This window comes from Pseudoalteromonas sp. HF66 (assembly GCF_011806445.1).
GTDB lineage: Bacteria > Pseudomonadota > Gammaproteobacteria > Enterobacterales > Alteromonadaceae > Pseudoalteromonas > Pseudoalteromonas apostichopi.
The window spans coordinates 107589-120375 of the sequence record NZ_JAATOU010000005.1; the positions used below are offsets into that span (position 1 = coordinate 107589).

Annotated in this window: 15 protein-coding genes; 6 read left to right on the plus strand and 9 right to left on the minus strand. The window is 38.5% G+C overall.

Translation table 11 applies throughout. The features are described from left to right. Positions 1-15: 15 nt before the first annotated feature. The 3 genes from HCZ11_RS07270 to HCZ11_RS07280 form a co-directional block, all read right to left on the minus strand. Complete coding sequence (locus HCZ11_RS07270) at positions 16-630, minus strand: hypothetical protein (protein ID WP_130050900.1); 615 nt, start codon at positions 628-630, stop codon at positions 16-18. A gap of 31 nt (positions 631-661) precedes the next feature. After that, on the minus strand, positions 662-874 hold the full coding sequence (locus HCZ11_RS07275) for a helix-turn-helix transcriptional regulator (RefSeq protein WP_130050899.1): 213 nt from the start codon (positions 872-874) through the stop codon (positions 662-664). Between the two features lie 174 nt (positions 875-1048). Beyond that, on the minus strand, positions 1049-1432 hold the full coding sequence (locus HCZ11_RS07280) for a hypothetical protein (protein ID WP_167658053.1): 384 nt from the start codon (positions 1430-1432) through the stop codon (positions 1049-1051). A gap of 182 nt (positions 1433-1614) precedes the next feature. On the opposite strand from HCZ11_RS07280, the gene HCZ11_RS07285 reads away from it, so the two are divergent. Beyond that, positions 1615-2265: a tellurite resistance TerB family protein gene (locus HCZ11_RS07285; RefSeq protein WP_167658054.1), complete on the plus strand. Its 651-nt coding sequence runs from the start codon at positions 1615-1617 to the stop codon at positions 2263-2265. Between the two features lie 45 nt (positions 2266-2310). On the opposite strand, the gene HCZ11_RS07290 is transcribed toward HCZ11_RS07285, so the two are convergent. Continuing rightward, positions 2311-2559 carry a hypothetical protein gene (locus HCZ11_RS07290; protein WP_130050896.1) on the minus strand — a complete coding sequence of 83 codons (249 nt, stop codon included), beginning with the start codon at positions 2557-2559 and terminating at the stop codon, positions 2311-2313. Between the two features lie 156 nt (positions 2560-2715). On the opposite strand from HCZ11_RS07290, the gene HCZ11_RS07295 reads away from it, so the two are divergent. Then, complete coding sequence (locus tag HCZ11_RS07295; RefSeq protein ID WP_167658055.1) at positions 2716-3486, plus strand: AraC family transcriptional regulator; 771 nt, start codon at positions 2716-2718, stop codon at positions 3484-3486. On the opposite strand, the gene HCZ11_RS07300 is transcribed toward HCZ11_RS07295, so the two are convergent. Genes HCZ11_RS07300 through HCZ11_RS07310 form a run of 3 tightly spaced genes read right to left on the minus strand, consistent with a single transcriptional unit; the run spans position 3483 to position 5097 of the window. Continuing rightward, positions 3483-3689: a helix-turn-helix transcriptional regulator gene (locus HCZ11_RS07300; protein WP_130050894.1), complete on the minus strand. Its 207-nt coding sequence runs from the start codon at positions 3687-3689 to the stop codon at positions 3483-3485. The two genes, HCZ11_RS07295 and HCZ11_RS07300, sit on opposite strands and share 4 nt — an antisense overlap. Further along, positions 3689-4246 (minus strand): DUF2975 domain-containing protein, encoded by a 558-nt coding sequence (locus tag HCZ11_RS07305; RefSeq protein ID WP_130050893.1) that lies wholly within the window; start codon positions 4244-4246, stop codon positions 3689-3691. Before HCZ11_RS07305 ends, HCZ11_RS07300 begins: the two co-directional genes overlap by 1 nt. Next, on the minus strand, positions 4243-5097 hold the full coding sequence (locus HCZ11_RS07310; RefSeq protein WP_167658056.1) for an alpha/beta hydrolase: 855 nt from the start codon (positions 5095-5097) through the stop codon (positions 4243-4245). The genes HCZ11_RS07305 and HCZ11_RS07310 overlap by 4 nt, the downstream gene beginning before the upstream one ends. Before the next feature lie 263 nt (positions 5098-5360). On the opposite strand from HCZ11_RS07310, the gene HCZ11_RS07315 reads away from it, so the two are divergent. Beyond that, on the plus strand, positions 5361-6509 hold the full coding sequence (locus HCZ11_RS07315; protein WP_167658057.1) for a hypothetical protein: 1149 nt from the start codon (positions 5361-5363) through the stop codon (positions 6507-6509). A gap of 22 nt (positions 6510-6531) precedes the next feature. Here the strand turns inward: HCZ11_RS07315 and HCZ11_RS07320 are convergent, their stop codons facing one another. Then, the gene (locus tag HCZ11_RS07320; RefSeq protein WP_167658058.1) at positions 6532-8151 is read right to left on the minus strand and encodes a diguanylate cyclase; all 1620 of its coding nucleotides are present in this window, start codon (positions 8149-8151) and stop codon (positions 6532-6534) included. A 192-nt stretch (positions 8152-8343) separates the two neighbouring features. Here HCZ11_RS07320 and HCZ11_RS07325 point away from each other — a divergent pair, with 192 nt between their 5' ends. Together HCZ11_RS07325 and HCZ11_RS07330 are read left to right on the plus strand one after the other, a co-directional pair. Next, the gene (locus HCZ11_RS07325; RefSeq protein WP_130050889.1) at positions 8344-8883 is read left to right on the plus strand and encodes a heme NO-binding domain-containing protein; all 540 of its coding nucleotides are present in this window, start codon (positions 8344-8346) and stop codon (positions 8881-8883) included. Position 8884: 1 nt separating this feature from the next. Further along, entirely contained in the window at positions 8885-10612 is a 1728-nt protein-coding gene (locus tag HCZ11_RS07330) for a response regulator (RefSeq protein ID WP_167658059.1), read from the plus strand. Here HCZ11_RS07330 and HCZ11_RS07335 read toward each other — a convergent pair. Beyond that, entirely contained in the window at positions 10609-11748 is a 1140-nt protein-coding gene (locus HCZ11_RS07335; protein WP_240701305.1) for an AraC family transcriptional regulator, read from the minus strand. The genes HCZ11_RS07330 and HCZ11_RS07335 overlap by 4 nt on opposite strands. A 215-nt stretch (positions 11749-11963) precedes the next feature. On the opposite strand from HCZ11_RS07335, the gene HCZ11_RS07340 reads away from it, so the two are divergent. After that, a complete protein-coding gene (locus tag HCZ11_RS07340; protein ID WP_254869120.1) occupies positions 11964-12785 on the plus strand; it encodes a DUF2306 domain-containing protein in 822 nt (273 codons plus the stop codon). The last annotated feature ends 2 nt before the right edge of the window (positions 12786-12787 follow it).

Here is a 12787-nt window from a genome sequence, read left to right on the forward strand (position 1 = left end):
GCTGTGCAAACCGAACTAAACTACTTCGATCTGTTCAGGTTTTTTGATAAAGAAAACCATTAAAATTAATAAAGCTGCAGGGAATAAAAATAAATTCAAATAAGCAAAAATCACCGTTAACTGTAGGATACATATTAGTAGCAGTAGAATAGAAAACACCGTAAGTAGTGACGAAATACCATGGCGCTTAGTCAGTAATAAAGCCGCTGTGATTAAACCAACTAACGCATACAAGCCTAAACTCCCAGCCGATACCACCATGGCAATAACCAAAATACTATCAATCACGTCGTTCGATGCTTTATCGCCGACAACAGCAAGGTAAACATCACAAAGAACGGTAGCATGAAAAGCCAATACCAGCACCGCTAATACACATAACAAGATGCGAACGCCTTCTACATCAAACATATCTTTAAGAGCCTTGCGTAAGCTCAAGTACACATATATCTCAAGTGCACCTATGAATACAAAAATAAGGTCTGAAAAGCTTAAACTTTGTAGGTCAAGCTTAAGTGCTTCTCCTAAGCCATCAAGTGTTTCACCAAAAACTGAAATCCAGTACAAGGGAAATATGACAGCAAGTAACCCCGCTGCAATGCCTGGTATTAAATAGTCACGGTTGAACATATGCCCTCCAAAATCCTGTTGCGTTGTTAAGTTATTCGCTATCACGTTCGTACACCAAAATATCGCCCGGTTGGCAATTGAGCTCTTCACAAATAGCCTCTAGCGTACTAAAGCGGATCGCTTTCACTTTTCCGTTTTTAAGTAATGATAAATTGGTCATAGAAATACCTATGCGCTGCGATAGCTCCTTCAGCTGCATTTTGTTCTTTGCCAATTCTATATCTAGGTTGATTCGTATTTTCATAGTCTAAAAAGTACGCAGCTGGTTTATGATTGTCAAACTTTATTTTACGATTATCATAAAATAAAGAATGAAAAACATAATCGCCATATGTGGAATTAAATCTGTTGTTTGAATTTCAGATATAAAAAAAGCCAGTAAATACTGACTCTTATACCGATTCGCTTTGTTTATAATTTAGGCATTAGCCTGAATGGCAGGTATTAATATTGCCGATAGAATACCCAATAAAAATATGCCACCAATGATCAATACGCCCCAAAATGACCATTGTTTTTGAACTCGTTGAAAATGCTCAACACTATCCCAACGTTTATTCTGCCAAGCCATTTCTCGGCCTTTAAAGCCCAAATATATCGACACAATAAAACCAACATAAGGCACTAAGGCTAATAAACCAATCCATGTGCTGTTGCCAATTGCCCAAATCCAACTTAGCAAAAAAGCGCCCCAACTAAAGCCTTTAATACCCTCGGGTAAATTGTCTACCTTTCCCTGCCCTGAGTTATTTTCAGATACCATTTCAAGACTTGCTTCGGGTGGAGTGTAATTATCTGCCATGAGTTTTTCCTTATTAATAAGCAAACAGAAATCCTAACTTATAGTATTGAGTGTATTTTAAGCAAGCTGAAAGTTAGCACCTAAAACAGATAATTGTTACCTGATGTGTTTTGTAACATTTATCTCGTTTCCTTTTAATTTCAAATCGCCTAATCTGGGCACATATCTGCAAGGAGAGAACAATGAAAGACTTACAAAAGTTAGTGGGTAATTTAAATAAATCAGGTGCGCTGAGTGGTTTTTTAGGGGGTGTTGCTGGCGGCGGGCTAACTAGTTTAATGGGCGGAAAAAGTAAAAAGAACAGTAAAAAAGCCGTTAAATATGGTGCGCTAGCTGCTGTAGGTGGGCTTGCCTGGAAAGCCTATAAACAATATTCAGAACAAAAAGCGGCTCCTGTGCAGCAAACGAGCTCGCGTGGTTTTGATTTTACTCCAGCCACACTGCCTGAGCAGTCATTTAGTGATGCAATCGACGATAATCATAGTGATGGGCAACTATTATTAATGCGCGCTATGATTGCAGCCGCCTATGCTGATGGCCACATTGATGAAACAGAAAGACAAAAAATCTTCACACAAGTTGAGACAATGCAATTGTCTGTGCAAGAAAAGGCCATGCTGTTCGATGAATTGAGAAAACCAATGCAACTATCCGAGTTAGTTGACGCTGTGCCAAACGCACAAATGGGTATTGAAGTATATGCAGCCAGTGCCAGTGCGATTGATTTAAACCAAGCAATTTCTAAACACTACTTAGACACATTGGCAAGTCAGTTATGTATTCCTAGCGAACTGGTGTTAAGTATTCACAGAGAACTTGCCCTATACCAATAAAAATGGGGCATCTTCGCCCCACTTTAACTAGTGCCTCAGTGATGATTAATGAGGTTTTTTAGTGCCATAACGCACCATATCTTTGCCATTTTCATACACATCATTGCTTACGTAACGACCCAGTAGTAGCTGATGTCTATCATCAAGTACTGCAACAAATGGGCGACCATCGCTATTATTTGTTGCAAGCGCAACACCAGCTACATTCTCAAGCCCTAAACCGCCATTTTCAACTAGGCGTAAAAATGTTTCTAACTCATCTAATGTTTCGATTACATCGTTATCGTTAATCATCTCAAATACTCAGTGATTGCTAATGGGCGTAGCATAGCAGGATTAAAAAAATGGTGCGAATAACAGCCCATAAAGCAACTTAGACTTGGACTAAAAATTGACACAACGGCATACAATTGAAGATACTTCCACTATCGACAGAGACAGTAAAGTTTAATGAGTAACCATTTAACGCTCGAATTAATGACCCCACAGGGCTATCTTGCCGATAGCATACAAGCTATTTGGTATGCCTCAGCGCACTCTCAAGGTGAACAATGGCTTGCCTGCGACGGTGCAACAGGGCTTGTGTTTCCTGTTACTGGTGAGGTTTTACTGGATGACAAGCCGCTTGCTGCCCCTTATGCAATACAAGAAACATCAACTCAAGCATCCAAAGTCACATTTTCATACGACGCGCAGTTTTGCGGAATTCGCTTTAACCCAACCGTATTGTCTGAACTTAAGCGAAACGCACATCCACTCCTTGCTGAGCAATCGCTGTGTGAAATTGCCGAAGGCCTACAAGATAATGCCAGCTTAGAAGCGTTTGTTGCGTTTATTTGCCGCCACTTTACTGATAATAAAAATATTAACCACAGTAACAGGCACTCAAAACACTTAATCCGCTACCTTATTGAGTTAACGCCACTCGAAACCGCTTATCAACTTGCCCCACTCAGTCAACGCCAGCTCGAAAGGCAAGTAAAGGAGCAATGCGGTGTCACCCCTAAGTATTTTGAGCGTATATACCGGGTAAAGCTTGCTAAACAAGCAATTAAAGTTAACCCTGAAATGAGTTTTGCAGATATTGCATTAGATTGTGGCTTTACCGATCAGCCTCATTTAATCAAAGAATTCAAAGCAATAATGCACATCACGCCAGCAAAATACCGCAAGTTATTAAAAGACTCTCAAACTAAACAAACAAAGCTTATTTTGCGCTAATCATCTTCAAAACGCAGAATATCACCTGGCTGACAACTTAAGTGCTTACAAATTGCATCTAAGGTTGTAAAGCGTACAGCTTTAGCTCGCCCAGCCCTCAGAACTGATAAGTTCTGTGGCGTAATACCTATCGCTTCAGCTAATTCTGCAGACTTCATTTTTCGCTTAGCTAACACAACATCTAAATCAATAATAATCGCCATTAAATCACTAACTCTTGCTCTTCTTGTAGCTGCTGTGCTTGACCCATGATCCAACCAATAACATAAATAATTAAACCCATCACTAAACCTATAATATCAGTATCTTGTATAACCACGACTCTTCCCAAATCAGTATCTGTTGCAAAGTTTAGAAGAGTAATAAGTAGTGGTGGATAGCATACAACTAGCGCAAATTGCGCCAATAATACGCCACCTAACCATTTAAAACATTGAATATTTTCAATAGCGAAGAAAGACCCACGTCGGTAGAGCAAAAATAACCGAATCAAAATTATATTGATAAGAATAAATGGCAGCAATTGCACAAGACCAAGCCATAAAACACTATCAAAATCACTCTCACTCAATGTTTGCGCTATTCCCTGCCAAGATCCGCTGACTTCAAGACCAATCCACATATGCGCACCATTACTTTGAGTAAAGCTTAAAACATCATTGTCACTAAAAAGCACAATAATGCTTGTAACTAACAAACTAAGGAGCGTAAAAACTAGCAAGCTTAGGATCAGCGTACTCATCCAAACAATTTTTTTCATGACGATTTACTCAATGTTATTTGTTTTAAAAGTTGCTCATAATGAGTCGCTAATTGCTTACCTGTTAGCGCATCTGAATGATGCTTCCCCTTTGCGATGTAAATCTGCTTTTGCTGAGATTTTGCGTGTTGATATAAAGCTCTCGCTAACTCAGGTGGAGTTTGTGTGTCTTTTTCACCTGTGATTATTAATAGCGGTGCTTGGTAAACTTGTAACGCTTTTAAATTATCGACTTGGTTAATCTCTTCACTAAACTCAAGCCTAACAAACGGTTTAGCAAACCACGGAATTCGTGCTGCTGTCATCTGTTCAACATTTGTCACACTACCTTCGAGTACCAGAGCATCAACATTGCGCTGACTGGCAACATAACCTGCGATCATACTTCCTAAAGAATGGCCATGGATCACAACAGGCAAGTGATTTAAGTCAGCTCTGCCTTTTACATAATCAAACACCTGTAATGCATCAGCTTGTAGATTAGCCACGCTGGGTACTCCTGAACTAAGCCCATAACCACGATGATCCATCATTAAAATATTTACCTGAAAAGGTAAAATTAGCTTGGCAGGTTCTCCACCAGCGACACTAACGCGAAACTGGTTACCACCAAAGTAAATTACAGTGGCGCGAGCATCTGCAACTTTAATAAGGGTACCTTTAAGGCTGATGCCATCATAGGTAGTTAAAGTTACCTTTTGCGTTATGGCAGTACCATCAACACTTTGTATTTCCTGCATTGTTATTTTTTTATCGGGGTATAAAAAATGAGACTCCTCAATTTTAATTGTTGTACAACCAGTTAATAACATCACAATCAGCGAAACCACTGCAATAGAACCAAATTTCATGTTCACGATCCTTCTAGTAAAAAAACACTATGGCACTATCAAACTTAAAAAACAAACATTAATTACCGAAAAACGATAACTAATTACTCTTTTTCACACATCAAAAGCCTTCCCTTTGAGAAATGATTTTGATCAAAACCGCTATCTCCATTAATTAATTTTTATTCCAGTTCTGTATTGAGCGATTTTATTTGCGCTGGGCTTTTATCCATAGGATAGTTAACTCAAGCCTACTAAACGTGCTGTAACTAAATAGGATTATCATGAAAAAAGTTTTACTTGCCACCAGCTTAATCGCCTCGTCATTTTCTGCATTTGCAGCCGATTTAACCGTTGAAGAACTGCGTATTGAAAAAGCCAGCAAAGCCATGCCAAAGGTGTTGAATGCTTTTGCTGATGAAGTAAACCAATTTGAAAAACAGTGGCAAGCTACCACAAGTTACCAGCAGGCGAGTGACCTTATCGATGACTACGCCAAGCAATTATGGCGAGATGCGAAAGCCCGCATTATTAAAACTAACAGTTTCGACGACCGCGAACTGTATTGGGCACGTTTACTTTCAAGCAAGATTATTCGCACCAGCAAACCAAAGTTTGCAATGACAGACAGTGAACAAACCGCATTATTAACAAGGCTTGAAAATGGCAGCCGAGGCCGAACAGAGCTTGATTACAGTAAAAAAACCGATAAACGTATTTTGATTACAGGTTTTGATCCTTTCTTATTGGATAAAAATATTAATCAAAGCAACCCGTCAGGTGTCGCAGCCCTGTTACTTGATGGCCAAATTATAAATTACAAAGGCATAAGCGCTGAGATTAATACAGTGATGGTGCCAGTACGCTATGAAGACTTTGATCAAGGTATCATCGAATCATTATTTGCACCTTATTACGCACTTAATAATGTCGATATGATCGCCACTATCAGTATGGGCAGGGAAGACTTTGATCTTGAACGCTTCCCAGGTAAGCGTCGCAGTGTAACAGCGCCAGATAACGCCAATATAATCTATGGTGGCACGGCCACTGCCCCAAAGGTTTCAAGCCTTAATGACCGCCCACTACCTGGTAACGAATTTGTGTTATTCAGCTTACCAGTTAAGCAAATGCAACAAGCTAAAGGGCCATTCATAATTAACGACAACTACAAAGTCGTTACACTTGAAAAAGCATTTGAGCCAAAATCAATTAAAGAATTAGAAGGTGCGATTGCGGTAAAAGGCGGTGGCGGCGGCTACTTATCCAATGAAATTTCGTACCGTAGTATTCGCCTGCGTGATGAGCTTAATTCAGACATCCCTACAGGGCATATTCACACCCCACGTATTCAACAATTTGAGCCAGAAACAGAAGCTAAAATTGTTAAGCAAATTAAAGCAATGCTTGAGCAAAGCTTAGTTGCAATTTAAAAAATAAAGCTCAGCTATTAGACTATAGCTGAGCTTTATCACCAGCAACACAGCAATTGCGCCCCTGCTTTTTGGCTTTATATAGCGCATTATCAGCTATTTTAAATAAACTATCTGAATCAAACGCCTCATTAGTGACTTTACTGGCAACGCCAATCGATAAAGTAACATAGCTTAAGTCTTCTCGACCTTGGTGGGTAATGTGAGCTGATTCAACAGCATTACGCAGGGTTTCTGCCACTTTGAGTGCCTCCTGCTTATCAGTATTACTGAGCACAATTACAAATTCTTCGCCGCCATATCGAGCAACAAAGTGATTGTCTGGGTTGGTATTATCTTTAAGGAGATTGGCAACCTCACATAGCGCTTTGTCACCTTGATCATGCCCATAAAAGTCATTGTAGAGTTTAAAGTGATCGATATCAGCTACGATCAATGAAATAGGCTGTTTAGCTGATACAGCATCACTGGCAAGCTTTGCAAAGTGTTTATCTAGAGCCCTACGATTAGCAAGCTCCGTCATTGAGTCTGTATTACTGATATGGTTTAACTTCTCATGGCGAAGAAATATTTCTTCACGTTGGTTTTCAATCAGAGTAAATAACTCATTCATTCCCCTTCCGAGCTGGTGTAATTCGTTATCACCGTAATACTCGTCTCTAGCACTAAAATCGTTATTGCTTATTGCTGAATTTACTAATGTATAAAGCTTTCTAAGTGGTTTCAAAACCTGTTGATTTATATATAAATAAAACAAAACAAACACTGAGCCAGAAATAAATAACCCAGTGATTAAAGAGCTATCAAACAAACTTCGATCGTAAGTACGCTCACGCGATTTAATAGAAAGTACAAATAACAAGTTACCCTTTTGGTCATTAACTCCTAAGTAAAGACGCCGATTATGTTGGGAAGCACCCATTACGCTACGATTATCACCAAATACTCTGGTTAAATGATCTTTATATTTAAACACTTCGTCCGTGCCATAAAAGCGAATATCATTTGCTAACCCTGGGGTTAAATTTTCTACAAAACCTTCATCAATAAAGCTCCACAGCAGCAAAGTCCCTACAAATTTACCCGAGCCATCAGACTTCGTTACATTGTAAGCAATTGTCAGAACTGGAGATTTGTCTATCGTGATAAATCGGACTTTATGAACTAACGCTGATTGGCTATTAGCTATATCATCAGATAAGACTATTAAGTCGTTTTCTTTCAACAAATGGGAGGTTTCTAAGATCTTTGGTGAGTAAGTCAGATAATCATTATTAAAACTGCCACCTCCGATAATATTTGCCTGCGTATCATATAAATACCAACCATTCACGTCTAAACGTTGCAGTGCGTCAGCAATAACATAATCATCATTAAACCACTGGGTATCACGTTCGTACGCTGCCACATACATGGTATCCCAAGCGGAGCTATCAAAAACCATTTTTGACAGCGCATCAATCTCTTGCTGAAGTTGAGACTCCACTCGCTGAATATCAATCCTATCGTTTTGCTTTGTCATCGCTTCAAAGGTTGGCAATATCCATAATTGCCTGATGATTGTTTGCGCAAGCAAAATAGCAATACACGCTGCTGTAAAAGCGAGCAATAAGCGTTTTCTTATCCTCGAGCCAATCACCATAAAATACCAAACCAAACTGCAATCTAAAGACGATAGTATTAAAAAGTATAACCTTGTTTAGTAGGTTTGCTTGCTAGCCTTTAATTAATAATCAAATTAAAAGCTCTAGCCACACAAAAATTGTAAGTAGAGAAATTGTAAAACCCTTGTTTGTATCTAAACTTTTAGTATGACGTTTTATTGAGTTACTTTATGAAAGGTATCGTCTTTACCGAGTTTTTAGAAATGGTTGAAAATGAGTTTTCTTTTGAGGTGGCTGACAAAATCATTGAAGAAAACTCACTTCCTTCAAACGGCGCCTACACCAGCGTTGGAAATTACGACAATAAAGAACTGCTAATGTTGGTCAGCTCATTAAGCAGACATATCAATAAACCTGTTAATGAGCTGGTTCATGCCTACGGTAAGTATTTGTTAAAACGCTTTTTTGTTTTGTTTCCACACTTCTTTAATAATGTCGAAAGCACTTTTGACTTCCTTGATACCATCGACCGGCACGTGCATATTGAGGTTAAAAAGCTCTACCACGATGCTGAATTACCAAGTTTTGAAACAAAACGAATTAGCAAGAACGAGATGAAAATGTTTTATCGCTCAGGTAACCCATTTGCTTGTTTAGCTGAGGGCTTGATTGAGGGAGCCTGTGAACATTTTAATGAAGTAATTACAGTTAAAAGCGAGATTGACGAAAACTTCCAATCTGCCATTTTTACCCTAACAAAAGAAGCTTAATGTGGATGAAGAACTCTACAAACGAAGAATAGAACGAGAGCGCAAGGCCAGAAAAGAAGCCGAAGCACTTTTAGAACAGAAGTCCTTAGAGTTATATGAAGCAAATATGACGCTAAAACATGCGGCCGAAAATCTAGAAAAAGAAGTCATCACTCGCACCCAAGATTTAAATAAAGCAAAAGAATTAGCCGATGCCGCCAATCAAGCTAAATCGATGTTTTTAGCAAATATGAGTCATGAAATCCGCACACCTATGAATGCAATTTTAGGTATGGCCCACCTAGCTCTCAATAGCGATTTGACTGACAAACAGTATGATTACGTCGAAAAAATCCAGCTTTCAGCTAAATCGTTGCTTGGTGTTATCAATGACATTCTCGACTTTTCTAAAATAGAAGCCAATAAACTCGAACTTGAAAATAGTGATTTTAATCTAAATGACTTCCTCGCAAATCTAGCAAATCTAGTCAGTAGTTTAATTGAGCAAAATAACACTGAAGTAATCTTTGATATTGATGATGGCATTCCTGAGTTTTTAATCGGTGACACTCTTAGGCTCAATCAAGTTTTATTAAATTTACTGAGTAATGCAATTAAGTTTTCAAATCAGAAAAACGTTATGCTTAAAATGGCGATAGAGTCACAAACAAATAAAAGTATTTGTATTAATTTTCAGGTGATTGATCAAGGTATTGGCATGTCTGAGGAGCAAGTAAATAATGTGTTTAAGCCCTTTTCACAAGCCGATGTTTCTACAACACGTAAGTTTGGTGGTACAGGCCTTGGCCTTGTTATTAGCAAAAAGATCCTCGAGCTTATGGGAGGTAACATTGAGGTTAAAAGCCAATTAAACAAAGGCAGTTGCTTTAGTTTTACAGTGTCATTCGCTAAATCATCCAAACAAAGTACTCACGACACAAACGTTTTTAAACAAAAGCATGCTCTTATTATTGAACAAAGCAACCGCCCTGAAGCAGTTTTACGGAATATGCTCAATACATTAGAAATCAACACCCATACTATTAACTGTAAAGATGAAAGACTGTTAGAAATCAGTATTAGCCATGACTATGACTTTATTTTTTTAGACTGGCATGTTCTAAACTATGAGCAAAATAACATTTTGGAGAACCTCAAACAGCAGCTTTCTATCGACATTACAAAAACCATTATTCTCGCTTCTTATGAAAACCAAGAGGTTAAAAACACCCTTAGTACACTTAATAAAACCGTTGAAGAAATATTATTAAAGCCAATTATTAAAGGAAATCTACTCAAAACGCTTGAGCATGTTATGGGTATCGCCACGAAAAAAGATAACAGTGTAGACAACACATGCTTTAAAAAGTTTGCTGGCTCAAAAATACTGCTTGTTGAAGACAACCCCCTCAACCAACAAGTCGCATCGCAAATACTGCGCTCAAATGGATTTATTGTTGATGTCGCCGAGGATGGCATAGCGGCCATTGAAGCTGTCGAAAAAGACTCTTTCGATTGTATTTTAATGGACTGCCAAATGCCAAAAATGGATGGTTATACCGCTGCTAATAAAATTAAAAAGCAATCAAAGTATGCCCATATTCCTATTATCGCCATGACTGCCAATACTATGGAAGCCGACATAACTAAAGCCAAAGAATCGGGGATGCAAGGTTACATAGCCAAGCCTATAGAAGTACAAAACATGTTTGAAGTAATTGCAGCACATTTAAGCCAAAAACAACCCTAATCAGCGAGCTCTATTAATTTTTGTTCTGCTAACGAGCCGTTTTGCTTACGAAACTCATTGGGGTTTATCCCTACACTGCTTTTAAAAACACGATTAAAAGTAGCAAGCGAAGAAAAACCACTTTCAAGTGCAATACTTAGAATGCTCCAATGACTTGCTTCGTCTTTTAGGAGCAGCATTTGCGCATGCTTTACTCGATACTGATTAATAAATAAATTAAAATTAGTGGCTTTAAAATGATGGCGAATAGCGCGGCTAATTTTATACTCAGGTACTGCTAAAGCTTGTGCAAAGTCAGAAATTTTCAAATTAGTTTGCAAATAAACCTGTTGCTTAATAATAAGTGCTTCTATGCCCTTGGTCAGCTCAGGCTCTATTTCTCTATTTTCTGACGGCTCAATTTTTTTAGTAGCTTGAACTGCCCTTTCAGAGTTCACCTCTTCAATTTCAGCAGATTCAGTTACACAAGGATGGGGACGCTTTTGCAAAAACATCACTAACTGCATTGCAAGTACGATTAACAAGGCGGATGAGGTAATTATAAGTGGCTCAAACTGTTGAAATTCGCTTTCACTAAATAAAAACTTAGGCAGTATGCTGGCATTAAATACTGCTAAAAAGTAACAACTAGCAAAAATAGTTGCCTGCCACTTTTGCGTTCGTGTTTTACCTTTATAGCCTCGTAATGCTTCCCAAAAGGACAGCACCAGAATACTCGAAGATAGCAGCACAGTTATTTCACCCATACCTTGCTTTAAACGCCACATGAATTGGCTATCTGGGAAAATCTGCGCATCAACACTTACCAAATAATGCCAAGTTTGATTAAACATAATCAAACCTGCAATAGTGCTGGCTACAGCAATATGCACCATGGAAAAAGGCTTGTGCTCACGAAACAAAGTGCGTGATATAAGCCAAGACATATTACATGTTGCACAAGTAAATAAACCGATTAAATAGCTGTAAACACCAATACTCGGTGCACTGATTTTTTGCACCCCAACCATGCAAAGCGAACCACAAAAGACAGCAAACAGATAATGAATAAGCTGCTTATCTTTTTTCATGCCATTTAGCAACATTAGCCCCATACAAACAAAAACGAGTAAGTAATAAGGGGAAGTATTTTGCATAACTCTGCATACCTTAAATTGGGAGTTTGATGAATAATTTGCCAATCAGGTAAGTTTACTTTTTCAAAATCAACATGGCAAAAAGAGTTTGTTAGTGAATGTGTCAAACCCTGCATTGGCGGTCATAAATAAACACAATATTTCATTGATCAAATTCCGAATTTGATAAGAAATATTTCTCTAGCCCTTTATATTTGCGGTATTAGCAAAATGTAATGGAATTGATGATGTTTAACAAAAATAGCAAACTTACACCTTTGAAGGCGCTCAAATACAGTAAAAAGCTTTGGTTTATTTGCTTATTACTGGCACAAATTTGCTTTGTGGGTTATCTCATTCTTGGTTATGGAGTGACAAGTATGACCACAGGTCTATCTGGTTGGAATCGACTTAACAACACCGCTTATGTAGCAAATGATACCACGGGGAATTTGATGTATGCAGTGCATGTATTATTTGCTGTAGTGATGATTCTTGGCGGAAGCTTACAGCTTATTGAAAAATTACGTGCAAAATACAAAACCTTTCATCGATATAATGGCCGTGTATTCGTTGTTTTAGCTTGCTGTATTTCATTTGCCGGCATGTATTTAATGATAGTAAGAGGCACCGTTGGTAACACCTTGATGCATGCGCTGACAATGTTTGGCGGCTTAGTGGTTATCATCTCAAGTCTATTTGCAGTGAAAACTGCGCGGGCTCGTAACTTCAATGCGCATAAAACTTGGGCGATACGTTTATATCTCGCTGCTAATGGTGTGTTGTTTTTTAGATTACTGATATTTGCATGGTTTTTAGTATTTGGCAGCTTAGGGGTCGATAGCAAAACATTCACAGGACCTGCCGTGCTTGCCGTTAGTCTTTGCTCTTACCTGATACCTCTTTTCATAGCCGAGCTTGTCCGCTATGCAGAACAAACTAACCATAAATTTATTACAATCGGAACGGCATGTTTGATGGCGTTTATATCTGTCGTGTTCTTAATCGGTTTATTTGGAGTAACGCTGGCAAACTGGTACCCCGCTATCATTGCTTAACC